The sequence below is a fragment of the Peterkaempfera bronchialis genome, assembly GCF_003258605.2.
In the GTDB taxonomy this organism is placed as follows: domain Bacteria; phylum Actinomycetota; class Actinomycetes; order Streptomycetales; family Streptomycetaceae; genus Peterkaempfera; species Peterkaempfera bronchialis.
Genome location: NZ_CP031264.1, coordinates 4,624,079 through 4,650,036 on the forward strand (window position 1 = coordinate 4,624,079; position 25,958 = coordinate 4,650,036).

Here is a 25,958-nt window from a genome sequence, read left to right on the forward strand (position 1 = left end):
GACCGTGACCCACGGTCCGGGGCTCCCTGTGTTGAACCGGTCGTCAAAAGTACGGGTTCTGTCACAACCGCGCCCCCCACCGACCATCGGATGTTTACGTCGCACTAACATTCAGTGGGTCGGAAGTGTGCGCCTGTTTCGTACGGCTGCCCGCCGACACTGTTTGAAGGCGCCCTCTGGGGGAGGGTGTCTCTCTTCTGCCACAGGAGAACAAGTGAATCCTGCTCAGCGCGAATCCGGGAAGCTCCGGATACGCCGGCACAAACTCTCTGCCGCCGCCCTTGCCACCGTTCTGGTCGGGAGCGGCACCTTCGCCGCTTCCTCCGAGGCGTGGGCCGGCACCGCAGCGCCGACCGGTACGCCGGTCAAGGCCGAACTCGCCGGGTCCGCTTCCAAGGGCGGTGGCACGGTCGACCAGTCGCTGGTGGCGCGCATCCGCAAGGCCGCCCAGCGGCAGGGCCTGGTGGGCAGCAGCCCCGAGGCGCAGAACGGCAAGGGCGCGGGGGCTGCCCGGATCATCGGCGGTACGCCGGTACCGATCACCAGCGCGCCGTCCATGGTGCAGCTCTGGTACCTCAACTGGGACGGTTCGGCGCAGTTCTGCGGCGGCACCCTGGTCGCTCCGGACAAGGTGCTCACCGCCGCGCACTGCGTGGCGGGCCTCAGCTGGAAGAACAACGGCATCGTGGTCTCCGGCACCGCTGGCCTGTGGACCGGCGAGAACGGCAAGCTCGCCGGCGTGTGGCGGCAGTGGAGCCACCCGGACTACCACGGCGACACCCGGGACGACATCCGCAACGACATCGCCGTCCTGACGCTGGACCGCGGCCTCACGGCCAAGACCACCAAGCTGGCGGTGCCGGGGGACAACACCCCGTACAAGCCCGGCACGGTGGGCACCGTCTACGGCTGGGGTCTCACCAAGGACGCCGACGACCCCGAGGCCGACCTCTCGCCGAGGCTCCTCAAGGCGAGCCTGCCGATCGTGGCCGACTCGACCTGCAACACGGCGTTGAACGCGCTGCCGGAGACGGCCGGCTACTTCAAGGCGGGCGGCATGTTCTGCGCCGGCAAGCCCGGCACCGGCAGCGACGCCACCACCGTGGCCAGCTGCCACGGTGACTCCGGCGGCCCTCTGGTGGTGGGCGGCCGGGTCGTGGGCATCGTCTCCTGGGGCGCTCCCAACTGCGTGGAGGAAGGCGGCTACGACGTCTTCACCAAGGTCTCCACCTTCGCCGTCGCGGCCCTGGCGCGGATCACCGACACCGACTGGAACAGCGACGGCAAGGCCGACCTGCTGGCGCGCGACGCCAAGGGCAACGGCTACGCCTACTCGGGCCCCACCCTGCGCAGCCGGTCCTCGATCGGCTCCGGCTGGAAGTCCTACAACAAGGTGCTGCAGACCGACCTCGACCGGGACGGCATCGTCGACCTGGTCATGCGCGGCACCAACGGGTCGCTGTACTGGCGGCACTACAACGGCCGGTCCTGGGTCAACACCCGCGTGTCCACCGGCTGGGGCAGCATCCGGCAGATCGTCGCCCCCGGCGACCTCACCGGCGACGACCTGCCCGACCTGCTGAGCGTGGACAAGGCCGGTACGGTCTGGGTCTACCCCGGCAAGGGCAACGGCAAGTTCGGCGCCCGGATCAAGGCGGGCTCCGGCTTCAAGAGCTACACCCACCTGGTGGGCCACGGCGACTTCACCGGTGACGGCAAGGTCGACCTGGTGGGCCGCACCGCCGCCGGCGGGCTGTACCTGTGGCCGGGCAAGGGCAACGGCAAGTTCGGCGCCCGCAAGACCCTGTCCGCCACGGGCTTCAAGTCGGCCAACGCGCTCGCCGCGACCGGTGACGTGAACGGCGACGGCAAGGCCGACCTGCTGGTCCGCTTCACCAACGGGACGCTCTACCTGTACCCGGGCAAGGGCAACGGCTCCTTCGGGGCCAGGGTGAAGATGGGCACGGGCAGCTGGAAGGCGTACACCATCCTCGGCTGACCTCCCCTCGGCCGGCATTCCCCGGCTGACTCCCCGGTCGACGCCTCAGTGCCGACACCGACGACTGCGCCCCGCCGGGCCGACCCGGCGGGGCGCAGTCATGCCCGGCTTCGTCCGCCCTGTCCGTCATGTCCCGTATGCTCGAAGTGATCCATCGCCCGCTCGTCAGCGGCGGGCGCACGGAGCAGCAGGAACCGCAGAGGAGCCGCAGCACGTCCTATCCGGGAGCCGGCCCGCGCGGGTGCGCGGAAGCAGACGAGGGACGGACCCAGCAGCATGGCCGAGCAGCAGAAGGACCAGCAGCCGCCCTCCTCGGGGCGATCCGGTCGGCGCGGCCTGCGGGTGGCGGGGCTGTCGCTGGCGGGGGTGGTGCTGGTGGCCGCCGGGTTCGGCGGCTTCGCGTACTGGAAGCTCAACCACAACCTCACCAGCGTCGACATGGACTCGCTGCTGGGCCGGGCCCGCCCGCCGGCGTCCACCAACGGCGACTTCAACCTGCTGCTGCTGGGCTCCGACTCGCGGGCCGGTGCCAACCACCAGAAGGCCGGTGGCGCCAATGACGGCACCGCCCGTTCGGACACCGCGATGGTGGTGCACATCGAGCGCGACCACCGGCGCGGGTCCGTGGTCTCCATCCCTCGCGACACCCTGGTGGACCGGCCGGAGTGCACCAAGCCGGACGGCAGCGCGGTACCGGCCGTCTCCGGCGCCATGTTCAACAGCGCCTTCGAGGTGGGCGGCGCGGCCTGCGCGGTGAAGACCGTGGAGTCCATCACCGGGCTGCGGATGGACCACTTCATGGAGATGGACTTCGCGGGCTTCGCCGGCTTCATCGACGCCATCGGCGGGGTCGACGTCACCACCGCGGTCGACATCCGGGACAAGCAGAGCAGGCTCACCCTGGCCCATGGCACCCACCACCTCAGCGGCGACCAGGCGCTGGCCTTCGTCCGCACCCGGCACGGCGTCGGCGACGGCAGCGACCTGGGGCGGATAGAGCTCCAGCACCAGATGGTGACGTCGATCCTCAGGCAGGCGCAGAGCGCCGGGCTGCTGGCCAACCCGGTGAAGCTCTTCAAGGTGGCCGACACGCTCACCAGGAGCATCACCGCCGACACCGACCTGGCGTCGGTCAACGCCCTGGTGGGGCTCTCCCAGCGGCTCAAGGGCATCGGTCCGGGCGACCTCGCCATGGCCACCCTGCCGGTCCACTACGCGCCCTCCAACCCCAACCGGGTGGTGGCCACCGAGCCGCAGGCGTCCCGGCTCTGGGAGGCGCTGAAGGACGACCGGCCGATCCCGGCGGACATCCTCAAGCTCCAGCCCGCCAATCCGGCCACCACGCCCAAGTCGGCCAAGCCGGCCACATCGGCCAAGCCGACCGGGAAGCCGGCCCCCTCCCGGCCCGCCGCCCCGCACCGCCCCGTACACGGCCCCGGACATGACACCGGACGCGGCGCCGGACGCGGCGCCGGACACGACACTGGCCGACACGCGCCGCACAGCGCCGGGCAGGCCGCCGCACCGACCGCTGCCCCGGCCACGCGGCCGGACCCGGCGCAGGACGCGCGGCAGGACCCGGCGCGTGACCCCACGCAGGACACGGGTCTGGACGCGCTGCTCGGCGAGTAGCCGGACACGCGGCGCTGACCTGCGGAATAGTGCGGTCGCTGCCCCGGTTTGGGAAGATGCGGCCGGTCCTGGCAGACTGGTACGTCGGTCCCGGTTCACGCGCGGCAGCAGCCGTACGACCCGGTGCCCTCCCGATCCCTAGGAGAACCCCTTGAAGCGCGACATTCACCCCGAGTACGTCGTCACCCAGGTGACCTGCACCTGCGGCGCCGAGTTCAGCACTCGCAGCACCGCCAAGGACGGCGTCATCCGTGCCGACGTCTGCTCGCAGTGCCACCCCTTCTACACCGGCAAGCAGAAGATCCTCGACACCGGCGGCCGCGTCGCCCGCTTCGAGGCCCGCTTCGGCAAGCAGCACGCCGCCAAGAAGTAGCGACCTCTCGGCGCCGGCCGGGCGTCCTCGCAGCCGCGCTGCGGGGGCATGCCCGACCGGCGCCGTTCGCGTCTGCCATCGCAGCGCGCACCGCGCGACAGCAGGCGCCCCGCCAGGCACCGCCAGCACCGCTCCGCACCCCGCAGACCCCGGGAAGAAGGCTTCCACCCATGTTCGAGGCAGTCGAAGAGCTCCTCACCGAGCACGCCGACCTCGAAAAGAGGCTGGCCGACCCGTCGGTCCACGCCGACCAGGCCAACGCCCGGAAGCTGTCCAAGCGCTACGCCGAGCTGACCCCCATCACCGCGGCCTACCGCAGCTGGCGGCAGACCGGCGAGGACATCGACACCGCCCGCGAGCTGGGGGCCGACGACCCGGAGTTCGCCGCCGAGGTCAAGGAGCTGGAGGCGCGGCGCGAGGAGCTCACCGAGCGGCTGCGGCTGCTGCTGGTCCCGCGCGACCCCAGCGACGACAAGGACGTCATCCTGGAGGTCAAGGCCGGCGAGGGCGGCGAGGAGTCGGCCCTGTTCGCCGGAGACCTGCTGCGGATGTATCTGCGGTACGCCGAGCGGGTCGGCTGGAAGACCGAGATCCTGGACGCCAACGCCTCCGACCTCGGCGGCTACAAGGACGTCCAGGTCGCCGTGAAGACCCGGGGTGCCATGGAGCCCGGCCAGGGCGTCTGGGCGCGGCTGAAGTACGAGGGCGGTGTGCACCGCGTACAGCGCGTCCCCGCCACCGAGTCGCAGGGCCGCATCCACACCTCCGCCGCCGGTGTGCTGGTCACCCCGGAGGCCGAGGAGGTCGAGGTCGAGATCGGCCCCAACGACCTGCGGATCGACGTGTACCGCTCCTCCGGCCCCGGCGGCCAGTCGGTGAACACCACCGACTCGGCGGTGCGGATCACCCACCTGCCCACCGGGATCGTGGTCTCCTGTCAGAACGAGAAGAGCCAGCTCCAGAACAAGGAGCAGGCGATGCGCATCCTGCGCTCCCGGCTGCTGGCCGCCGCCCAGGAGGAGGCCGAGCGGGAGGCGTCCGACGCCCGCCGCAGCCAGGTCCGCACCGTGGACCGGTCCGAGCGCATCCGCACCTACAACTTCCCGGAGAACCGCATCTCCGACCACCGGGTGGGCTACAAGGCGTACAACTTGGACCAGGTGCTCGACGGGGACCTGGACACGGTCATCCAGTCCTGCGTGGACGCCGACGCCGCAGCCAAGCTCGCCGCGGCCCAGGAGAGCTGAACCACCGCCGCTCGGGGGCCGGAAGCCGCCCGTACACCAGGAAGGGGGCCGGATGAACCTGCTGCTCGCCGAGGTGGCCCAGGCCACCCAGCGGTTGGCTGCGGCCGGAGTGCCGTCGCCTCGGTTCGACGCCGAGGAGCTCGCCGCGCACATCCACGGGGTCAAGCGCGGGCAGCTGCACACCGTCCCCGACGCCGACTTCGACGCCCGCTACTGGGAGGCCATCGCCCGCCGCGAGGCCCGCGAACCGCTCCAGCACATCACCGGCCGGGCCTTCTTCCGCTATCTGGAGCTGCGGGTCGGCCCCGGGGTCTTCGTCCCCCGGCCGGAGACCGAGTCGGTGGTCGACTGGGCGATAGACGCGGTCCGCGACATGGATGTCGCCGAACCCCTGGTCGCCGACCTGTGCAGCGGCTCCGGCGCCATCGCGCTGGCCATCGCCCAGGAGGTGCCGCGCTCCACCGTGCACGCCTTCGAGCTGGACGAGGACGCCCTCACCTGGACCCGCCGCAACATCGACGCCAGCCCCGACCGGGCCAGGGTCACCCTGCACGCCGGCGACGCCACCCGCGCCTTCGAGGGCGACCGGTCCTGGAACGGCCGCTTCGACCTGGTGATCAGCAACCCCCCGTACATCCCGCTCACCGAGTGGGAGTACGTCGCCCCCGAGGCCCGCGACCACGACCCGCAGCTGGCGCTCTTCTCCGGCGAGGACGGCCTGACCACCATCCGGGGCATCGAGCGGGTCGCCGCCCGGCTGCTGCGCCCCGGCGGCGTCGTGGTGGTGGAGCACGCCGACACCCAGGGCGGCCAGGTGCCGTGGATCTTCAACGAGGACCACGGCTGGACCGACGCGGCCGACCACCGCGACCTCAACAACCGCCCCCGCTTCACCACCGCCCGCCGGGCCGTGCCGTGACCGGGGTCCGGCACACCACCACCGGCAGCACCATCACCGGCAGCACCATCACCACCAGCACCATCACCACCAGCGCCAACGCCATCAGCCCGTACGGAAGGGGCCTGCACCGATGAGCCGTCGCTACGACTGCGCCGACCCGAGCGACCGAGCGACGGGCCTGCGCGAGGCCGCCTCCGCCGTCCGCCGAGGCGAACTGGTGGTGCTCCCGACGGACACGGTCTACGGCCTCGGCGCTGACGCCTTCTCCCCGGAGGCGGTCCGCGACCTGCTGACCGCCAAGGGGCGCGGCCGGGCCATGCCCTCCCCGGTGCTGGTCGGCTCCCCGACCACGCTGCACGGCCTGGTCACCGACTTCTCCGAGTCCGCCTGGGAGCTGGTGGACGCCTTCTGGCCCGGCGGCCTCACCCTGGTCGCCCGCCACCAGCCCTCGCTCCGCTGGGACCTCGGCGACACCCGGGGCACCGTCGCGGTACGGATGCCGCTGCACCCGGTCGCCATCGAGCTGCTCAACACCACCGGCCCGATGGCGGTCAGCAGCGCCAACCTCACCGGCGGCCCGTCCCCGGCCACCTGCGACGAGGCGGAGAGCCAGCTCGGCGACTCGGTCTCGGTCTACCTGGACGGCGGACGCGCCGAGCACGCCGTGCCGTCCTCCATCGTGGACGTCACCGGCAAGATCCCGGTGCTGCTGCGCGCGGGCGCGGTCAGCGAGGCCCAGCTGCGGGAGGTCGTACCCGACCTGGAGGCGGGCAGTTGACACCCGCCGACACCCAGGCGCCGGGCCGCCTCGTGCTGCCGGGCCAGGGCCGTGCACCCGCCGCCCCGTACGGCATATCCGGACCCAAACCGGTGCCCGGCCCGACCCCGCACGACCGCTTCCGGATCCTCTTCGTCTGCACCGGCAACATCTGCCGCTCCCCGATCGCCGAGCGGCTGACCCGGCACGAGCTGGGAGCCCGCCTGAGCACGCGCGGAGCCGAGCAGATCGTGGTGGAGAGCGCCGGCACCTGGGGCCATGAGGGCGCCCCGATGGAGGCGCACGCCGCCACCGTGCTGGGCGAGTACGGCGCCGACCCGGACGGCTTCGCCGGCCGGGAGCTGCTGGACGAGCACGTCATCGACGCCGACCTGGTGCTCACCGCCACCCTGGACCACCGCGCCCAGGTGATCTCCATGGGCCATGCGGCGGGCCTGCGCACCTTCACCCTCAAAGAGTTCACCCGGCTGGTGCGGACCATAGACCCGGTGACCCTCCCCGACCCGCTCCAGGGCGCCGCCGTGGCCGCCCGGGCCCGCGCCCTGGTCCGGGCCGCGGCGGCGCTGCGCGGCTGGCTGCTGGCCTCCTCCCCGGAGGCGGACGAGGTGGACGATCCGTACGGGGCGCCGATCAGCATGTTCCGCAACTGCGGCGAGGAGATCTACCACGCCCTGGACCCGGTGGTCACCGCGCTGACCGGCATCCCCCGCCGCTGACCCTCCCCGCCGCTGACCGTCCCCCGCCGTCGGCCGCTCCCGCCGTCGGCCGCCCCCCCGCCGTCGGCCGCTCCCGCTGTCGGCCGCCCGGTGGCGACGACGCGCCGTGCGGCGCCGCCCGTCCTACCCTGGGGAGGAACCACCTCCGCACGCGGCCCAGCCGCCCGAGGAGCCCCGCCATGACGGTCACCGAGCCCCCCACCGCCACCTCCGACCGCACGCCGCCCTGGGAGGCCCCGGAGGCCCTGCGGCGCACCGACCCGCAGATCGCCGATGTGCTGGCCCTGGAGGCTGCCCGGCGGCGCGACTCGCTCCAGCTGCTGGCGGGGGAGAACATCGCCTCCCCGGCCGTGCTGGCGGCCCTCTCCGGCCCGCTCGCCGACAAGTACGCCGAGGGCTACCCGGGGCGCCGCCACCACACCGGCTGCGCCGCAGCGGACGCCGCGGAGCTGCTGGCCGTCACCCGCGCGGAGGAGCTGTTCGGCGCCGACCACGCCAATGTGCAGCCGTACACCGGGACCACCGCGATGTTCGCCGCCTATGCCGCGCTGCTCCGGCCCGGCGACCGGGTGCTGGCGATGTCGCTCCAGCACGGCGGCCACCTCACCGTCGGCTCACGGGCCAACTTCTCCGGCCGCTGGTTCCAGTTCACCGGCTACGGGGTGCGCCGCGAGGACGGCCTGATCGACCTGGAGCAGGTCCGCGACCTGGCGAAGCGGCAGCGGCCCAAGGCCATCGTCGCGGGCTCCATCTCCTACCCCCGCCAGGTGGACTGGAAGGCGTTCCGGGCCATCGCCGACGAGGTCGGCGCCTATCTGATCGCCGGCGCGGCGCAGACCCTGGGCCTGGTGGCCGGGGGAGCGGCGCCCTCCCCGGTGCCGTACGCGGACGTGGTGGTCGGCGTCACCCACAAGATGCTGCGCGGCCCGCGCGGCGGCCTGCTGCTCTGCACCGCCGAGCTGGCCGAGCGGGTGGACCGGGCGGTCTACCCGTTCATCCAGGGCGGTCCCTCCATGCACGAGGTCGCGGCCAAGGCGGTGGCGCTGGCGGAGGCCGCCACCCCGGAGTTCGCCGCCTATACGCGGGCGGCCGTCGCCAACGCCCGGGCGCTGGCCGAGGGACTCGCCGGGCAGGGCCTGACCCCGCTCACCGGCGGCACCGACACCCATCTGGTCACGGCGGACGTCTCCGGGCTCGGCATCAGCGGCCGGGAGGCGGAGCGGCGCTGCGCGGCCGTCTCGGTACTGCTCGGCAAGTGCGCCCTGCCCTATGACACCGCGCCGCCCGCCGAGGCGTCCGGGGTGCGGCTGGGCACCGGCTGCGTGACCACGCAGGGGATGCGGACCGCCGGGATGGCCGAGGTGGCGCGGCTCACCGGGCAGGCGCTGCGCAGCTCGGAGCCGGACCGGGAACTGGCCGAGCGGGTCCGCGAACTGGCCCGTGGGTCGGTACCGAAGTGGTGACATTGCCCCCAGGGCAGAACCGCGATGCGCGCGAAGGGCGTCGACCTGAATAAGGTGTGGTGCCGTGGCGACGCACCCTGGATCACAGACATCTCCGGCGGCACCTCCCGCCCCTGCCGTCCGTTCAGCGGTCCGGGAGAGTGGAGCCGCCGTCGACGCGAGGTTGGAGGGCCCCGGTGCGTGAGTACCTGCTGACGCTGTTCACCACCGCAGCGGTCACCTACCTGCTGACCGCGCCGGTCCGGAAGTTCGCCATCGTGGCGGGCGCGATGCCGCCGGTGCGCGCCCGTGACGTGCACCGCGAGCCCACGCCCCGGCTGGGCGGCATCGCCCTGTTCGGCGGGCTCTGCGCCGGGCTGCTGATGGCCTCCCACCTCACCCATCTGACGACCGTCTTCGACAACGGGAGCGACGTCAAGGCGCTGCTCTCGGGCGCCGGCATCATGTGGGTGCTGGGCGTGCTCGACGACAAGTGGGGCGTGGACGCGCTGGTCAAGATGGGCGGCCAGATGGTCGCCGCGGGCGTGATGGTCTGGCAGGGACTCACCGTGATCTCCATCCCGGTGCCCGGCGTCGGATCGGTCTCGGTGACGCCGATGCAGGGCACCCTGATCTCGGTGCTGCTGGTCGTCATCATGGTCAACGCGGTGAACTTCATCGACGGCCTGGACGGCCTGGCCGCCGGCATGGTCTGCATCGCCGCGATGGCCTTCTTCCTGTACTCGTACCGGCTGCTGTTCGGCTACAGCATCGAGGACGCGGCTCCGGCGACGCTCTTCACCGCGGTGCTGATCGGGATGTGCCTGGGGTTCCTGCCGCACAATCTGCACCCGGCGCGGATCTTCATGGGCGACTCCGGCTCGATGCTGCTGGGCCTGATGCTCGCGGTGGCGGCCATCTCGATCACCGGCCGGGTCAACCCCGACCTGATCATCGAGCAGACCGGTTCGCAGCGTGAGGCCGTGCACACCCTGGTGCCGATCTACATCCCGCTGCTGCTGCCGCTGACCGTGATCGCGCTGCCGCTGGCCGACCTGCTGCTGGCCGTGGTGCGGCGCACCTGGGCGGGCAAGTCGCCCTTCGCGGCGGACAAGCAGCACCTGCACCACCGGCTGCTGGAGATCGGCCACTCGCACAGCCGGGCCGTGCTGATCATGTACTTCTGGGCGGCGCTCTTCGCCTTCTCCACGGTGGCCTTCTCGGTGACCGACATCGGCCGGGTGGTGGTGCTGATCGGCGCCGGGCTCTGCCTGCTGGGCATCGTGGTGCTGCTGCTGCCGCGCTTCCGGCCGAGGACGCCGAAGGCGCTCCAGCCGCTGGTCCCGCCGCGCTACCGGGACAGCGACGACGGCGAGGGCGCCGCCGAGGGTGTCGCCGAGGGTGCGGCCGAGGGCCCGGTCGGCGGGGTCGGCCGGCTGTCGCCGGAGGACGAGGACCTGCTCCAGCGGCTGGGTTCCGGGGCGAGCGCGGCGGGCCACCGGTCCGGCACCCGGGGTGGCACGGACGGGTGAGCGCGGTTGGCCCGTACGGGGTCAACCGATCGGCGGCACCGCTGCGCCACCGGTGTGACAGGTAGCACACCAACATGGTAAAGCTCGCATCAAATAGTTTGTGATACCGTTCACGAGTACCGGGAGCACGCCGAAAGTCCATGTTGGGGCATTTCGGCACCGAGTGGCACCTTCCCCCCGGTCTTGGATCATGCCTTCAGCACAGCCCGTCCCCCCGTACGTCAGACATGCCGCCGGAGCTGCCGACATGCCGTCCCCCGACGCCCGGATCCTCCGCGGCGCCGCAATCCCCACTGCGGTCGCCGGAGCCATCGCTGTTGCGATTGCGACCGCCGTCGTGGGGACCAAGGGTCTGCTGGGCGCGCTCTTCGCCGTGCTGCTGGTGGTCGCCTTCTTCAGCTTCGGCCAGATCACCCTGGACCGCCTGACGCGGAACAACCCGCAGCTCTTCATGGCGGCCGGCCTGATGGTCTACACCACGCAGATCCTGCTGGTCGGGATCGTGCTGGCGGTCTTCAAGGGCACGACCCTCTTCGAGACCCGGGTCTTCGCCTTCACCCTGCTCGGCTGCGCGCTCATCTGGACCGCCGGCCAGGTGCGCGGCGCCCTCAAGGCCAAGCTGCTCTACGTGGTCCCGGACGCGCCTTCCGAACGTTCCCGAGAGCCCGAGCCGGAACGCCGGTCATGACCCCTGACGTCCCTCTCCCGAGGGAGGGGGGCGGTGTTCATGCCTCCCTGTCGGGCTGCTATCGTCCGGAACGACACCGGGTGCGGGATGCGGCCAGGTCCCTCCGCTCAGCGGACGGATCGCCCCCCGAGCCCCATTCCGGGCTCTCGCTCGACCCCGCGAAATCACCATCCAGTCCCAGTGCCGCCCCGTGGCCGCAGGTCACGCCGACACACCGAGGTTGCCGTTTCCATGCGTCACGACGAAGGAGTCCGTGGTGAGTAGTGCACTCACGCAGCTCGCCTCTGAGGCCGACTGCCACCTGAACTCTGGTTGCGGCTTCCCGGCCCCCGGCCTTCACACCTTCAACTTCGAGCCGCTCTTCACGGTGGGCGGCGTCGAGGTCATCAAGCCGATGCTGCTGTCGGTCATCGCCATGCTCGCGGTGATCGGCTTCTTCTGGGCCGCCTTCGCCAGGCCGAAGCTGGTCCCGGGCAAGCTCCAGCTGGTGGGCGAGATCGGCTATGACTTCGTCAAGCGGTCCATCGTGCTGGACTCCATCGGCAAGAAGGGGCAGAAGTATGTCCCGATGATGGTGTCGCTCTTCTTCTTCGTCTGGATCATGAACGTGATGTCGATCATCCCGTTCGCCCAGTTCCCGGTGACGTCGAAGATCGCCTTCCCGGCCGGTCTCGCCGCCGTGGTCTGGATCACCTATATGACGCTGACCTTCAAGAAGCACGGCTTCGTCGGCGGACTGAAGAACCTCTGCTGGCCGTCGGGCATCCCCGGCTGGGTCATGTTCCTGCTGGTCCCGATCGAGTTCTTCTCGAACATCTTTGTGCGGCCCTTCACGCTGGCGGTCCGGCTCTTCGCCAACATGTTCGCGGGCCACCTGCTGATCGTGATGTTCTCGGTCGCGTCCTGGTACCTGCTCACCCCGAGCATCGGCGCGCTCTACGCCGGTGCCTCTTTCGTGGTCACCCTCGGTCTGACCGCGTTCGAGCTCCTGATCCAGTTCCTCCAGGCGTACATCTTCGTGATGCTGGCCAGCAGCTACATCTCGGGCGCGCTCGAAGAAGCGCACTGAGACCCCAGACCTTCCTTCCCACCCCCGCAGTCGTCCGGTGGCCAACCACCACCGGCTCGCTATCCGCAAAGGACAGTTGAAATGAGCATGCTCGCCGCCGTTGGCGTCTACGGCTCCGTCGCCTCCATCGGTTACGGTCTCGCGGCCATCGGCCCCGGCATCGGCGTTGGTCTGATCTTCGGCAACGGCGTCCAGGCGATGGCCCGTCAGCCCGAGGCCGCCGGCCTCATCCGCACCAACATGTTCATCGGCTTCGCGCTCACCGAGGCGCTGGCCCTGATCGGCATCGTCATGCCGTTCGTCTTCGGCCAGGGCCCCAAGTAACCAGGCGCCCGGCAGCCCCCTTCAGACGAAAGGTCCAGATATGAACTTCCTGGCTGAAGCCGCGGAGGCGGAGAACCCTCTCCTTCCCGCGTGGCCGGAGCTCATCATCGGCCTGATCTGCTTCTTCATCGTCTTCGGACTGCTCGGCAAGAAGCTCCTCCCCAGCATCGAGAAGGTGTTGGCGGAGCGCCGGGACGCGATCGAGGGCGGGCTCGAACGGGCCGAGGAGGCGCAGGCCGAGGCCCAGCGCACCCTGGAGCAGTACCGCGCCGAGCTCGCCGAGGCACGCCACGAGGCGGCCCGGATCACCGAGCACGCCCGTGAGCAGGGCGCCGCGCTGATCACCGAGATGCGCGAGGAGGGCCAGCGCCAGCGGGACGCCATCGTCACCGCCGGCCACGCCCAGATCGAGGCCGACCGCAAGCAGGCCACCGCCGTGCTCCGGCACGACGTGGGCGCGCTCGCCACCGAGCTGGCCTCCCGCATCGTCGGCGAGTCCCTTCAGGACCACGCCCGGCAGAGCGGGATCATCGACCGCTTCCTGGACGACCTTGAGACCAAGGCCGCCGTCTCGGAAGGTGCGTCCCAGTGATCGGCGCCAGCCGCGAGGCGCTCGCCGCCGCCCGGGAGAACCTCGAAAGCCTGACCGACTCCACCTCGGTGGATGTCGTCAGGCTCGGCGAGGAGCTCTCGGCCGTCACCACCCTGCTCGACCGTGAGGTGTCGCTGCGCCGGGTCCTCACCGACCCGGCGCGGTCCGGGCAGGACAAGGCCCAGCTGGTCGGCTCGCTGCTGACCGGCCAGGTCTCCGGCGAGACGGTGGACCTGGTCTCCGGCCTGGTCCGGTCCCGCTGGTCCAGCCCGCGCGACCTGGTGGACGCCACCGAGCAGCTGTCGGCGTACGCCGAGGTCATCGCGGCGGACCGGGCCGGTGCCCTGGACGACGTCGAGGACGAGCTGTTCCGGTTCGGCCGCGTCGTCGCCGGCTCCCCCGAGCTGCGCGCCGCGCTGTCCGAGCCCAAGGCCGGCCCCGCCGCCAAGGCGGACCTGGTGCGCTCGCTCCTCGGCGGTCGTGCCAACCCGGCCACCGTGCGGCTGGTCGTCTCTCTGGTCTCCCACCCGCGTGGACGTAGCCTGGAGCAGGGCCTGGAGTCGTACTCCAAGCTCGCCGCCTCCCGGCGCGGCCGCGTGGTGGCCCTGGTGACCACCGCCGTGCCGATGTCCGACGGGCAGCGTGAGCGGCTCGCCGGAGCCCTGGGCAGGATCTACGGCCGCCAGGTGCACCTCAACATCGACATCGACCCCGAGGTCCTCGGCGGTGTCAAGGTGCAGATCGGCGACGAGATCATCGACGGCACCGTCGCCAGCCGCCTGGAAGGCGCCCGGCAGGGCCTGGAGGGCTGACCGCCCCCCGGGCCCGGAGCAGCATCCGACCCTCGGTCGGGGACAACGTACGGTCGGTCGTTTCGACATCCGGCCGAGGATCGAATACTTGCGGCCCTCCAAGGGCGGGCCGAGGATCGCAACCTAGGAGAACAGGGAACCCAGATGGCGGAGCTCACTATCCGGCCGGAGGAGATCCGGGACGCGCTGGCGAACTTCGTCCAGTCGTACCAGCCGGACGCCGCCTCGCGTGAAGAGGTCGGCACGGTCAGCGAGGCGATGGACGGCATCGCCAAGGTCCAGGGCCTCCCCTCGGCCATGGCCAACGAGCTGCTGAAGTTCGAGGACGGCACCCTCGGCCTCGCGCTGAACCTTGAGGAGCGCGAGATCGGCGTCGTCGTCCTCGGCGACTTCAGCGGTATCGAGGAGGGCCAGACGGTCCGCCGCACCGGCGAGGTGCTGTCCGTGCCGGTCGGCGAGGGCTACCTCGGCCGCGTGGTCGACCCGCTGGGCAACCCGATCGACGGCCTCGGCGCGATCGAGTCCACCGGCCGCCGCGCCCTGGAGCTCCAGGCTCCCGGCGTGATGGTCCGCAAGTCGGTCCACGAGCCGCTGCAGACCGGCATCAAGGCCATCGACGCGATGACCCCGATCGGCCGCGGCCAGCGCCAGCTGATCATCGGCGACCGCCAGACCGGCAAGACCGCGGTGGCGATCGACACGATCATCAACCAGCGCGACAACTGGCGCTCCGGCGACCCCAAGAAGCAGGTCCGCTGCATCTACGTCGCCATCGGCCAGAAGGGCTCCACCATCGCGTCCGTGCGCGGTGCCCTGGAGGAGGCCGGCGCGCTGGAGTACACCACCATCGTCGCCGCCCCGGCGTCGGACCCGGCGGGCTTCAAGTACCTGGCCCCCTACACCGGCTCCGCCATCGGCCAGGAGTGGATGTACGACGGCAAGCACGTCCTGATCATCTTCGACGACCTGTCGAAGCAGGCCGAGGCCTACCGCTCCGTCTCCCTGCTGCTGCGCCGCCCGCCGGGCCGCGAGGCCTACCCCGGTGACGTCTTCTACCTGCACTCCCGCCTGCTGGAGCGCTGCGCCAAGCTCTCCGACGAGCTGGGTGCCGGCTCGATGACCGGCCTGCCGATCATCGAGACCAAGGCCAACGACGTCTCGGCGTACATCCCGACCAACGTCATCTCCATCACCGACGGCCAGTGCTTCCTGGAGTCCGACCTGTTCAACGCCGGCATCCGCCCGGCCGTGAACGTCGGTATCTCGGTCTCCCGCGTCGGCGGCTCCGCCCAGATCAAGGCCATGAAGTCGGTCGCCGGCCGCCTGCGGCTGGACCTCGCCCAGTTCCGCGAGCTGGAGGCGTTCGCCGCCTTCGGCTCCGACCTGGACGCGGCCTCCAAGGCGCAGCTGGAGCGCGGTGCCCGCATGGTCGAGCTGCTGAAGCAGGGCCAGTACGCACCGTTCCCGGTCGAGGAGCAGGTCGTCTCCATCTGGGCCGGTACCACCGGCAAGCTGGACGACGTCCCGGTCGCCGACATCCGCCGCTTCGAGCGCGAGTTCCTCGACAACCTGCGGGTGGAGCACAAGGCGCTCCTCTCCGGCATCGTCGAGACCGGCAAGCTGGAGGACGGCACCATCGACGCGCTGACCGCCGCGATCGCTTCCTTCAAGCAGGGCTTCGAGACCTCCGAGGGCAAGCTGCTCGGCGAGTCGGCCTGAAGCCGGACGGAAAGGACGTAACGACCCATGGGAGCCCAGCTTCGGGTCTACAAGCGCCGGATCCGCTCCGTCTCCGCGACCAAGAAGATCACCAGGGCGATGGAGATGATCTCCGCGTCGCGCATCGTCAAGGCGCAGCGCGCGGTGGCCGCCTCCACCCCGTACGCGAGTGAACTCACCCGCGCGGTGACCGCGGTCGCGACCCGGTCCAACGCCCAGCACCCGCTGACCACGGAGAACCCCGCCGCCACGCGCGCCGCGGTGCTCCTGGTCACGGCGGACCGGGGCCTGGCCGGCGGCTACTCCTCCAACGCCATCAAGCGGGCGATGCAGCTCACCGAGCGGCTCGAAGCGCAGGGCAAGGAGGTGGTGACGTACATCGTCGGCCGCAAGGGCGTCGGGTTCTACAACTTCCGCAACCGCTCGGTCGCGGAGTCGTGGACCGGCTTCTCCGACAAGCCGACGTACGCGGACGCCAAGACGGTCGCGAGCACCCTGATCAAGGCGTTTGTGGCCGACACGGCGGACGGCGGCGTGGATGAGCTCCACATCGTCTCGACCGAGTTCGTCTCCATGCTGACGCAGAACGCGGTGGACGCCCGGCTGCTGCCGCTGCACCTCGACGAGGTGGCGAACGGCGACGAGGGTCCCGCCAAGGCGGAGATCTTCCCGCTGTACGACTTCGAGCCGTCGGCGGAGGGCGTGCTGGACGCGCTGCTGCCGAGGTACGTCGAGAGCCGGATCTACAACGCGCTGCTCCAGTCGGCAGCTTCGGAGCACGCCGCCCGGCGGCGTGCGATGAAGTCGGCGACGGACAACGCCGAGGAGCTCATCAAGTCGCTCACGCGGCTTGCCAACTCGGCCCGCCAGGCCGAGATCACCCAGGAAATCAGCGAGATCGTCGGTGGCGCGAACGCCCTGGCCGACGCTAGCGCGGGGAGTGACTGACAACTATGACTGCCACTGTTGAGACGGCCACGGCGACGGGCCGCGTCGCGCGGGTCATCGGCCCGGTCGTCGACGTGGAGTTCCCCGTCGACGCGATGCCGGAGATGTTCAACGCCCTGCACGTCGAGGTGGACTCGCCCGACGGCACCGGCAAGAAGACGCTGACCCTTGAGGTCGCCCAGCACCTGGGCGACGGTGTGGTCCGCACCATCTCGATGCAGCCCACCGACGGCCTGGTCCGTGGCGCCGGGGTCACCGACACCGGCGCGGCGATCTCGGTGCCGGTCGGCGACATCACCAAGGGCAAGGTCTTCAACGCCCTCGGCGAGGTGCTCAACACCGACGCCGCGGAGTTCAACGCCCAGGTCGAGACCCGCTGGCCGATCCACCGCAAGGCGCCCAACTTCGACCAGCTCGAGTCCAAGACCGAGATGTTCGAGACCGGCATCAAGGTCATCGACCTGCTCACCCCGTATGTCACGGGTGGCAAGATCGGCCTGTTCGGCGGCGCCGGCGTCGGCAAGACCGTGCTCATCCAGGAGATGATCTACCGCGTCGCCGAGAACTTCGGTGGTGTGTCGGTCTTCGCCGGTGTGGGCGAGCGCACCCGTGAGGGCAACGACCTCATCCACGAGATGGTGGACTCGGGCGTTCTGGACAAGACCGCCCTGGTCTTCGGCCAGATGGACGAGCCGCCGGGCACCCGGCTGCGCGTCGCGCTCTCGGCGCTCACCATGGCCGAGTACTTCCGTGATGTGCAGCAGCAGGACGTGCTGCTCTTCATCGACAACATCTTCCGGTTCACCCAGGCCGGTTCCGAGGTGTCGACCCTGCTCGGCCGTATGCCCTCCGCCGTGGGCTACCAGCCGAACCTGGCCGACGAGATGGGCCTCCTCCAGGAGCGCATCACCTCGACCCGCGGTCACTCGATCACCTCCATGCAGGCGATCTACGTCCCCGCGGACGACCTGACCGACCCGGCCCCGGCCACCACCTTCGCCCACCTCGACGCGACGACGGTGCTCTCCCGTCCGATCTCGGAGAAGGGCATCTACCCCGCGGTGGACCCGCTGGACTCCACGTCCCGCATCCTGGACCCGCGTTACATCGCGCAGGACCACTACGACACCGCGCTGCGGGTCAAGGGCATCCTGCAGAAGTACAAGGACCTCCAGGACATCATCGCCATCCTCGGCATGGACGAGCTGGGCGAGGAGGACAAGCTCACCGTCCAGCGTGCCCGCCGGATCGAGCGCTTCCTCTCGCAGAACACCTACGTGGCGAAGCAGTTCACCGGTGTCGACGGTTCGACCGTGCCGCTGTCGGAGTCCATCGAGGCCTTCAACGCGATTGCGGACGGCAAGTACGACCACGTCCCGGAGCAGGCGTTCTTCATGTGCGGCGGCATCGACGACCTGGAGCGCAACGCCGCCGAGCTGCTGAAGAAGTAGGCAGCCGGCAGGTCTAGGCAGTGGCAGTGGAGAGGGGCGGGCCCTGGGGGACCGGGGACCGCCCCTCTCCGCGCACCACCGCCGCAGCAGGCCGGGTTCCGGCCATCCCCACCCCTCCGGTTTCAGCCGGGGAGGGAGGGGCCGTTATTCTTACCGGGACCACCCGTCCACCGGGCGATCCCACGATCCGAGGAGCCAACGTTGGCTGAGCTGCACGTCGAGCTGGTCGCGGCCGACCGCAAGGTGTGGTCCGGTGCGGCCACCATCGTCGTCGCCCGGACCGCGTCCGGTGACATCGGCATCCAGCCGGGCCACACCCCGGTGCTGAGCGTGCTGGAGTCCGGCCCGGTCACCATCCGCCAGGCGGACGGCGGCACCATCGTCGCCGCCGTGCACGGCGGCTTCATCTCGTTCGCGGACAACAAGCTGTCGCTGCTGGCCGAGATCGCCGAGCTGGCGGACGAGATCGATGTCGCCCGTGCCGAGCGCGCGCTGGACCGCGCCCGGACCGAGATCGACGACCACGCCGAGCGCCGCGCGGAGGTCCGGCTGGTGGCCGCGTCCCGCAAGGCCGCCTGAGGCCGCGACGGTACATGACGAGAAACAGAGCTTGACCGGCGGTCCCGGGGGCGCTTCGACAGTGACCCCGGGACCGTCGCATCGGTTGATACGGGTAGCGGGTGCGCAGGACCTTTGCACCGGCGGCACCCTGGGGAAGCGCTAGGCGAGGAGGTCGGTGGGCATGGTCCTCGCCCTTGTGGTGTGTGCGGTGGTCGTCGCGGTAGGTGTGGCGGGCCTGGTGGTCTTCGCGCTGCGGCGGCGGCTGATCCAGCGGGTCGGCGGCACGTTCGACTGCAGCCTGCGACTCAAAATGCCGGCCCCTGCGGCCGTCGCGCCGCCTCCCACCGACGACGAGCCCGCCCCGGCCCCGGCCCACCCGGCCGATGGCAAGGGGTGGGTTTTCGGTATCGCCCGCTACAGCGGCGACGCCATCGAGTGGTTCCGGGTCTTCTCCTATGCGCCGCGACCCCGCCGGGTACTGCTCCGCTCCGACATCGAGGTCCTGGGCCGCCGCTACCCCGCCGGGCAGGAGGAACTGGCCCTGCTCTCCGGCTCCGTGGTGCTGCGGTGCCTGCACCGGACCGCCCCGCTGGAGCTGGCCATGAGCGAGGACGCCCTGACCGGCTTCCTGGCCTGGCTGGAGGCCGCCCCGCCCGGTCAGCGGGTCAACGTCGCCTGACCGCCCGCCCGGGCCCGGGTGTGGCCCCGGGTGCGGCCTGCTTTCTGCGCCGTGGGGGCGTGGGTAGGCTGCGGCCATGGTCAACCTCACCCGGATCTACACCCGTACCGGCGACGACGGCACCACGGCACTCGGCGACATGAGCCGCACCACCAAGACCGACCCCCGGCTGGTGGCCTACGCCGACGCCAACGAGGCCAACGCCGCGATCGGCGTGGCCCTGGCGGCGGGCTCGCTCCCCGACGACGTCTCCGCCGTCCTCACCCGGGTCCAGAACGACCTCTTCGACGTGGGCGCGGATCTGGCCACGCCGGTCGTGGAGGACCCCAAGTACCCGCCGCTGCGGGTTCTCCAGACCTATATCGACCGGCTGGAGGAGGACTGCGACACCTACCTGGAGCAGCTGGAGAAGCTTCGCAGCTTCATCCTGCCCGGCGGCACCCCCGGCGCCGCCTACCTCCACCTGGCCTGCACCGTCGTCCGCCGGGCCGAGCGCGCCACCTGGGCCGCCATCGAGGTCCACGGCGACACCGTCAACCCGCTGACGGCCAAGTACCTCAACCGCCTCTCCGACCTGCTCTTCATCCTGGCCCGGGTCGCCAACAAGGAGCGCGGCGACGTGCTCTGGGTGCCGGGGGAGAACCGCTGAGGGTTGCGGCGTGGCCGGGGGAGTGGGGGTCGGGGTGGCCCGGGTCGCCGACAAGGAGCGCGGCGACGTGCTCTGGGTGCCGGGGGAGAACCGCTGAGGGTTGTGGCGTGGCCGGGGGAGTGGGGGTCGGGGTGGCCCGGGTCGCCAACAAGGAGCGTGGCGACGTGCTGTGGGTGCCGGGGGAGAACCGCTGAGGGCCTTTGCACGCCGGCTAGCCGTTGGGCCCGGCCAGCATGCCCCGGGCCCGCGCCGCGTCATCGGGCCAGACCATCACCCGGGCGCCCTGGGTGGTGTGCACCACCGTGTTGCGGATGCCCGCCTCGTCCAGCAGCCGGGTCAGCCGCAGCGCCTCCTCCGCGTCGCGCGGCGCGGCCACGCTGACCAGCAGCCCGTACTCGCCCGGCGCACCCGAGCGCGGGGCCCGCGACACCAGCGACTTGCCGCCGCTGAACGTCCAGCGCAGCAGCAGTACCAGAAACCCCACCACGGCCATCGACACCAGCAGCCCGAGCAAGGGGTCGAGCCTGTTCATGGACGCCCCACCTCCCGTACCCGGCGGCCGTCCGCCCGGCGGGGGGAACCGGACGGAGATCACACCTTCCATTCTCACCACAGCGCCGTACCCGGCGTTAGAGTCCGGACCGAAGCGGCGCGGCTCGGGCGGTGACCCCTGCCCCGGCCGGACGGCCGCAGGGCCTTGGGAGGAGCAGCGTGAGCAAGAGGATCGCCGTCGTCGGAGCCGGTCTGATGGGATCGGGCATCGCCCAGGTGTCGGCTCAGGCCGGGTACGAGGTCGTGCTGCGGGACGTCACCGAGGAGGCGCTGCGGCGCGGACTGGGCGGCATCCGGGCCTCCTATGACCGGTTCGTCGCCAAGGGGAAGCTCTCCGCCGAGGAGGCAGAGGCGGCCCTGGGCCGGATCACCACCACCACCGACCTGGAGGCCGCCGCCGACGCCGACCTGATCGTCGAGGCCGTCTTCGAGAAGCTGGAGGTCAAGCAGGAGGTCTTCCGCGATCTCGACCGCATCGCCGGTGACGGCGCGGTCCTGGCCACCAACACCTCCGCCATCCCGATCACCCGCATCGCCGCCGTCACCGAGCGGCCGGAGAGCGTGGTCGGCACCCACTTCTTCTCGCCGGTGCCGATGATGCAGCTCTGTGAGCTGGTGCGCGGCTACAAGACCAGCGACGAGACCCTGGCCGCCGCCCGCGCCTTCGCCGAGGGTGTCGGCAAGACGGTGGTGGTGGTCAACCGCGATGTGGCCGGCTTTGTGACCACCCGGCTGATCACCGCCCTGGTGGTGGAGGCGGTCAAGCTCTATGAGTCCGGGGTGGCCTCCGCCGAGGACATCGACGTCGCCTGCCGGCTCGGCTTCGGCCACGCCATGGGCCCGCTGGCCACCGCCGACCTCACCGGCGTCGACATCCTGCTGAACGCCGCCCGGAACATCTACACCGAGACCCAGGACGAGAAATTCTCGCCGCCGGAGATCATGGCCCGAATGGTGACCGCAGGCGACCTCGGCCGCAAGAGCGGGCGCGGTTTCTACCCGTACGAAGAGAAGTGAGCCAGGACGGCGGGCGCCCCGTGGCACACCGGGCGCCCGCCGTCGCGCACCCCGGGGTGAACTTGCTCACCTCTGCGGCAAGACAGGGTTATTCCGGCGCCGGATGGGCTGTAATCGAGCGAGGGCCGGAGAGGGAACCGCCCGTATTCCCCCGGACGAGTGAATTCGTTTCAGATGTGGTCAGGACCAGCAACCTGCACACCTGGTCCTGCGTCAGATGAGAGAAGTACCGGAACGGGCACCTGCGGAGGAGAAGGGGCATGCGCATCACGGGCGACCACGCCCAGCTGGCTGTCGAAGGGCGTCTCGACGTGCGCACCGCCGCGGATGCCCGGGCCGTGCTGCATGAAGCGGTGGACGGCGGCGGAGGCGATCTGGTCCTGGACCTCGCCCGGCTGGACTCCTGGGACGCCACCGGTCTCGGCGTGATCATGGGCACCCACCGCCGGGCCGGCCGGCTCGGACGGCGGCTGGTGCTGCGGGCCGTCCCCGGGCAGTTGCAGCGGCTGCTGGTCGCCACCCGGCTGCACCGCATCCTGGCCATCGAGGGAGCCGTACGCGACCCCGGCGGCGCCACCCTTCCCGCCGCCACCCTGCCTGCCGCCGCCGGCCTCCCCGCCGCAGGCAGCCCCGCCCACCACCCCGCCCCGGCCACCGCCGGTGCCACCGCCGGCGCCTGACTCCCCGCCGCCGCCGGGCCTTCGGCCGCCGCGCGCACCGCTCCGGGAAGGCCATCGAACGGCCGTGCCCATGCCCGGGGTTGGTCAGGAGTGGGCGAGGGTCTAGGGTTCGCCATCGAGAGGCCCGGATCAGGAGCCGGGTTCGGGCGGCCGACCGGTCCGGTCACGGTCTACAGGGGCGGAGCGACGACGATGAACCCATCACCCGGGGACTCCCTGCCGGGCAAATCCGGCGGCACCCCCGCCAACCGGCCCGCACTTCCGGCCCTTCGCACACCCCCCGCGCTGCCCGAGCGGCCCGCCGCGTCCACCCCCGACCGGCTGCTGCCCGCCCTCCCGGCCCCCCGACCGCCGGACGGCGCCCTCGTGCTCGCCTCCGCCGCCGCTGCCGAGGGCGAAAGCCCCAGGCTGCGCACCGGCGAGGTCGTGGCAGGCACCTTCCTGGTCACCCTGGGCCTCCCGGAAGGCTCCGAGGCCCGCCCCTGCCCCGCCGACCGGCTCCCCGACCCCCGGCCCGTCACCCGGGCCGGCGGCGCCCGCCGTACCCCGTCCGGGCCCGCCGCCCCCACCGGCCCGGTGGCGCTGGGCACCGGCCCCGGCGGCACCGCCCTGCTGGAGCGCGAGGCCGAGGTCGAGCGGCTGCGCGGCCTGCTCTCCCAGGGCCGCTCCATCCGGGTCGCCGGGCCGTCCGGCTCCGGCCGCAGCGCGCTGCTGGCCGCCGTCGCAGACTCCTGCGCCGGCCTCGCCCCGGACGGCGTCGTCCGGCTCACCGGCTACCGGCGGACCCTCGCCGACCTGCTCCAGGACCTCTTCACGGCCACCCACCGGGCCTCCGGCTACCGCCCCGCACCCGACCGGCTGGCGCAACTGCTGGCCGGAGTGGGCGCCATCGTGGTCGTGGACGATGTGGAGTTCGGCGGCGCCGCCCTGGAGGAACTTCTCGACAGCGCACCCGAATGCGCCTTCCTGATCTCCACCACCCCGGACACCGCGCCCCCGCCCGCCGACTCACGGCTGGCCGAGGCCACCCTCGAAGGGCTCTCCCGCGACGCCTGCCTGGAGCTCCTTACCGGGCTCGCCGGGCGGCCGCTGGACGAGTTCGAGCGGGCCTGGGCGGTGGACCTCTGGTTCGAGTCCGAGGGGCTGCCGCTGCGCTTCGTCCAGGCCGGCGCCCTGCTGCGGCACCGGGACGTCGCGGCGGACGCGCTGGCCGTCGCCCGGGAGGAGCGGGCGTCCCTCTTCGGCATCTCCACCGGGGACGACCACGAGCCCGACGACGACCCGGCCGTCCACGAGGAGGCCCTGCGGCAGTCCGTGCCGCTGCCCTCGGTAGCCGAGAGCGCCGCCCCCGCCGTACGCCTCGCCGAGGGGCTAGGCGGGCCCGCCCGGGCCGTGCTGCGGCTTGCCGTCGCCCTCGGCGGCCAGTGCCCCACCGCCCCGCACCTGCCCGCCCTGATCGACGTCGGCCAGGGCGAGAGCGCGCTGCACGAACTGGTCGACTGCGGCCTCGCCGTCTCCACGGGCGAGCACCACCGGCTCAGCGAGGGCGTCCACCGGCTGCTCGCCCAGGAGTGGCAGACCGGGGACATCGCCCATGGGGCGGCGCAGCACTTCGCCTGGTGGGTGGGTCACTCCTCGGTCAGCCCCGAGCAGGTGGCGGCCGAGGCCGAGGTGCTGATCGCGGCCATGTACGCGGACCGGGACACCGGACGGCACGGCTCGGTGGTGCTGCTGGCGCGGGCCGCCGCACCCGCCTTCGCCGTGGCGCTGCGCTGGGGGGCCTGGGAGCAGACCCTCCGGCTGGGACTGGAGTCCGCCCGGGCCGCCGGTGCGGTCGCCGACGAGGCGTGGTTCCACCATGAGCTCGGGGTGCTGGCGCTGGCGACGGGCGCGGAGAACCGGGCCCGGACCGAGTTCGACGCCTCGATCGCGCTGCGCGGGGCCCTCGGCGACACCCGCAGCGACGCCGCGGTGCGGCGGATGCTGGGCCTGCTGGCGGGCGCCGAGAACGCGACGGCCGCCCTCGGCGGACCGGCCACCAAGCAGCTCCCGACGCGCACCATGGGCCAGATACCCTGGCGGCGCAGCGGCGCCGTGGCCAGGGACGCGCGCACCGCACGGCGGCGGAACCTGATGGCCGCCGGCGCGGGCGTGGTGCTGCTGGCGGGGCTGGGTACGGTCGTGGGACTCACCACCGCCGACGGCGATCCGGCCTCCCCGGCGCCGTCGAGCACCGTCCCGGAGGTCTCGGACGATGTGGTCCCGACGGATCTGGGGAACGTCACCCTGCCGCCGTCCTCCGCCGCGCCGTCCACCTCGCCCAGCGGCACGGCCGCGACCACCTCTCCCCCGCCCAGCGGTACCGCTCAGCCGACGCCCACTGCCACGGCCACCGTCTCGGCCACTGCCACGGCCACGGCCACGGCTTCACAGAGCAAGGAGGGCGTCCCGGCTCCGCCGAGCCTCACGCCCACACCGCATCAGAGCAGCAAGAATTCGACGGCCCGCCCGAAGCCGTCCGGGTCCGCTTCGAAGACCACGGCTCCAGCGGAGCCGACTCCACCCACTGATCCGCCTGCGACGGAGCCCACGGTCTCCGACCCGCCTACGGATGAAGCGACCGGCAGTTAGAACAGCTTCAGCTTGTCGTCCTCGATGCCGCGCAGCCCGTCGTAGTCCAGCACCACGCAGCCGATGCCCCGGTCGGTGGCGAGCACCCGGGCCTGCGGCTTGATCTCCTGCGCGGCGAAGACGCCCTTGACGGGTGCCAGCAGCGGGTCGCGGTTGAGCAGCTCCAGATAGCGGGTGAGCTGTTCCACGCCGTCGATCTCGCCGCGCCGCTTGATTTCCACGGCGACGGTCGCCCCGGTGGAGTCCCGGCAGAGGATGTCCACCGGGCCGATGGCGGTGGGGTACTCGCGGCGGATCAGCGTCCACCCCTCGCCGAGCACCTCCATGCGGTCGGCCAGCAGCTCCTGGAGGTGGGCCTCCACCCCGTCCTTGATCAGTCCGGGGTCGACGCCCAGCTCGTGCGAGGAGTCATGGAGTACCTCGTCCAGGGTGATGATCAGCTTCTCACCGCCCTTGTTGACGACCGTCCACACACCGTCGGCCTCCTTGAGGCTGCACGGCGGCGACATCCAGTTGAGCGGTTTGTAGGCGCGGTCGTCCGCATGGATGGAGACCGAGCCGTCGGCCTTCACCAGGATCAGCCGGGTCGCGGTGGGCAGGTGGGCGGAGAGCCGTCCGGCGTAGTCGACGGAGCAGCGGGCAATGACGAGACGCACGGTCGACCACGCTAGCCCACCGGGGCCATTCGGTGCGATTCGCGGGGAGCGCGGACCCCGGCAGTCTCCGGCGGCGCCCGGCGCCGGACCCCGGAGGAGACCCCTCCGCCGTTCGTGCCCGAGCGGGTTGGCCGGATGTGACCGTCGATCCCTGGTGGGTTGCGTACCCGGTGGCTTACGGTGTGTCACGACCGAGGTGAGGGGGACGGTGTCTGACGAAACATCATATGATTTCGCGCCATCTCCTTCCCATGGCACCAGGTTTCGGCGAGAGTCTCCGGAGAGGGTTACTCCGCCTGCTGAGCACGGC

25 protein-coding genes are annotated in these 25,958 nt (G+C 71.6%); 23 read left to right on the forward strand and 2 right to left on the reverse strand.

Translation table 11 applies throughout. The features are described from left to right. Window positions 1-214 precede the first annotated feature (214 nt). From C7M71_RS20685 to C7M71_RS20785, 20 genes are all read left to right on the forward strand, one after another. The gene (locus tag C7M71_RS20685; RefSeq protein WP_111490807.1) at window positions 215-1,999 is read left to right on the forward strand and encodes a trypsin-like serine protease; all 1,785 of its coding nucleotides are present in this window, start codon (window positions 215-217) and stop codon (window positions 1,997-1,999) included. A gap of 276 nt (window positions 2,000-2,275) precedes the next feature. After that, window positions 2,276-3,631: an LCP family protein gene (locus C7M71_RS20690; protein ID WP_162824318.1), complete on the forward strand. Its 1,356-nt coding sequence runs from the start codon at window positions 2,276-2,278 to the stop codon at window positions 3,629-3,631. A gap of 151 nt (window positions 3,632-3,782) precedes the next feature. Further along, window positions 3,783-4,004 carry a 50S ribosomal protein L31 gene (gene rpmE / locus C7M71_RS20695; RefSeq protein WP_111490808.1) on the forward strand — a complete coding sequence of 74 codons (222 nt, stop codon included), beginning with the start codon at window positions 3,783-3,785 and terminating at the stop codon, window positions 4,002-4,004. 170 nt (window positions 4,005-4,174) lie between these two features. After that, window positions 4,175-5,251, forward strand: coding sequence for a peptide chain release factor 1 (gene prfA, locus C7M71_RS20700; protein ID WP_111490809.1), 1,077 nt, complete (start codon window positions 4,175-4,177; stop codon window positions 5,249-5,251). Between the two features lie 52 nt (window positions 5,252-5,303). Next, complete coding sequence (gene prmC / locus C7M71_RS20705; protein WP_111490810.1) at window positions 5,304-6,170, forward strand: peptide chain release factor N(5)-glutamine methyltransferase; 867 nt, start codon at window positions 5,304-5,306, stop codon at window positions 6,168-6,170. Between the two features lie 112 nt (window positions 6,171-6,282). Then, window positions 6,283-6,930, forward strand: a complete 648-nt coding sequence (locus C7M71_RS20715) for an L-threonylcarbamoyladenylate synthase (protein WP_111490811.1) — start codon at window positions 6,283-6,285, stop codon at window positions 6,928-6,930. A 74-nt stretch (window positions 6,931-7,004) separates the two neighbouring features. Continuing rightward, window positions 7,005-7,646, forward strand: a complete 642-nt coding sequence (locus C7M71_RS20720) for an arsenate reductase/protein-tyrosine-phosphatase family protein (protein WP_111490828.1) — start codon at window positions 7,005-7,007, stop codon at window positions 7,644-7,646. A gap of 179 nt (window positions 7,647-7,825) precedes the next feature. After that, on the forward strand, window positions 7,826-9,109 hold the full coding sequence (locus C7M71_RS20725) for a serine hydroxymethyltransferase (RefSeq protein WP_111490812.1): 1,284 nt from the start codon (window positions 7,826-7,828) through the stop codon (window positions 9,107-9,109). A 176-nt stretch (window positions 9,110-9,285) separates the two neighbouring features. Then, a complete protein-coding gene (locus tag C7M71_RS20730) occupies window positions 9,286-10,620 on the forward strand; it encodes an MraY family glycosyltransferase (RefSeq protein WP_111490813.1) in 1,335 nt (444 codons plus the stop codon). A 247-nt stretch (window positions 10,621-10,867) separates the two neighbouring features. Beyond that, window positions 10,868-11,308 (forward strand): hypothetical protein, encoded by a 441-nt coding sequence (locus C7M71_RS20735; RefSeq protein WP_111490814.1) that lies wholly within the window; start codon window positions 10,868-10,870, stop codon window positions 11,306-11,308. 256 nt (window positions 11,309-11,564) lie between these two features. Further along, window positions 11,565-12,377, forward strand: a complete 813-nt coding sequence (gene atpB, locus C7M71_RS20740) for a F0F1 ATP synthase subunit A (RefSeq protein WP_111490815.1) — start codon at window positions 11,565-11,567, stop codon at window positions 12,375-12,377. Window positions 12,378-12,458: 81 nt separating this feature from the next. Then, on the forward strand, window positions 12,459-12,701 hold the full coding sequence (gene atpE / locus C7M71_RS20745) for an ATP synthase F0 subunit C (RefSeq protein WP_111490816.1): 243 nt from the start codon (window positions 12,459-12,461) through the stop codon (window positions 12,699-12,701). A gap of 40 nt (window positions 12,702-12,741) precedes the next feature. Then, entirely contained in the window at window positions 12,742-13,293 is a 552-nt protein-coding gene (locus C7M71_RS20750) for a F0F1 ATP synthase subunit B (protein WP_111490817.1), read from the forward strand. After that, a complete protein-coding gene (locus C7M71_RS20755) occupies window positions 13,290-14,105 on the forward strand; it encodes a F0F1 ATP synthase subunit delta (RefSeq protein WP_111490818.1) in 816 nt (271 codons plus the stop codon). The genes C7M71_RS20750 and C7M71_RS20755 overlap by 4 nt, the downstream gene beginning before the upstream one ends. Window positions 14,106-14,249: 144 nt before the next feature. Next, on the forward strand, window positions 14,250-15,824 hold the full coding sequence (gene atpA, locus C7M71_RS20760; RefSeq protein WP_111490819.1) for a F0F1 ATP synthase subunit alpha: 1,575 nt from the start codon (window positions 14,250-14,252) through the stop codon (window positions 15,822-15,824). A gap of 27 nt (window positions 15,825-15,851) precedes the next feature. Beyond that, entirely contained in the window at window positions 15,852-16,772 is a 921-nt protein-coding gene (locus tag C7M71_RS20765) for a F0F1 ATP synthase subunit gamma (RefSeq protein ID WP_111490820.1), read from the forward strand. A gap of 5 nt (window positions 16,773-16,777) precedes the next feature. Further along, window positions 16,778-18,223 (forward strand): F0F1 ATP synthase subunit beta, encoded by a 1,446-nt coding sequence (gene atpD / locus C7M71_RS20770; RefSeq protein ID WP_111490821.1) that lies wholly within the window; start codon window positions 16,778-16,780, stop codon window positions 18,221-18,223. Between the two features lie 201 nt (window positions 18,224-18,424). Beyond that, on the forward strand, window positions 18,425-18,802 hold the full coding sequence (locus C7M71_RS20775) for a F0F1 ATP synthase subunit epsilon (RefSeq protein ID WP_111490822.1): 378 nt from the start codon (window positions 18,425-18,427) through the stop codon (window positions 18,800-18,802). Window positions 18,803-18,965: 163 nt separating this feature from the next. After that, window positions 18,966-19,463: a DUF2550 domain-containing protein gene (locus C7M71_RS20780; protein ID WP_162824319.1), complete on the forward strand. Its 498-nt coding sequence runs from the start codon at window positions 18,966-18,968 to the stop codon at window positions 19,461-19,463. Window positions 19,464-19,539: 76 nt separating this feature from the next. Further along, window positions 19,540-20,112, forward strand: a complete 573-nt coding sequence (locus C7M71_RS20785; protein WP_111490824.1) for a cob(I)yrinic acid a,c-diamide adenosyltransferase — start codon at window positions 19,540-19,542, stop codon at window positions 20,110-20,112. 211 nt (window positions 20,113-20,323) lie between these two features. Here C7M71_RS20785 and C7M71_RS20790 read toward each other — a convergent pair whose 3' ends face one another. Beyond that, window positions 20,324-20,644: a hypothetical protein gene (locus C7M71_RS20790; protein ID WP_111490825.1), complete on the reverse strand. Its 321-nt coding sequence runs from the start codon at window positions 20,642-20,644 to the stop codon at window positions 20,324-20,326. Between the two features lie 179 nt (window positions 20,645-20,823). Between C7M71_RS20790 and C7M71_RS20795 the strand changes: the two genes are divergently transcribed. The 3 genes from C7M71_RS20795 to C7M71_RS20805 all read left to right on the forward strand — a co-directional run bounded on the left by C7M71_RS20795 (window position 20,824) and on the right by C7M71_RS20805 (window position 24,992). Further along, window positions 20,824-21,681, forward strand: a complete 858-nt coding sequence (locus C7M71_RS20795; protein WP_111490826.1) for a 3-hydroxyacyl-CoA dehydrogenase family protein — start codon at window positions 20,824-20,826, stop codon at window positions 21,679-21,681. 260 nt (window positions 21,682-21,941) lie between these two features. Then, window positions 21,942-22,361: an STAS domain-containing protein gene (locus C7M71_RS20800; RefSeq protein WP_111490827.1), complete on the forward strand. Its 420-nt coding sequence runs from the start codon at window positions 21,942-21,944 to the stop codon at window positions 22,359-22,361. 192 nt (window positions 22,362-22,553) lie between these two features. Beyond that, the gene (locus tag C7M71_RS20805) at window positions 22,554-24,992 is read left to right on the forward strand and encodes an ATP-binding protein (RefSeq protein ID WP_114914463.1); all 2,439 of its coding nucleotides are present in this window, start codon (window positions 22,554-22,556) and stop codon (window positions 24,990-24,992) included. On the opposite strand, the gene nucS is transcribed toward C7M71_RS20805, so the two are convergent. Further along, window positions 24,989-25,648, reverse strand: coding sequence for an endonuclease NucS (gene nucS / locus C7M71_RS20810; protein WP_111492793.1), 660 nt, complete (start codon window positions 25,646-25,648; stop codon window positions 24,989-24,991). The genes C7M71_RS20805 and nucS overlap by 4 nt on opposite strands. Window positions 25,649-25,958 lie beyond the last annotated feature (310 nt).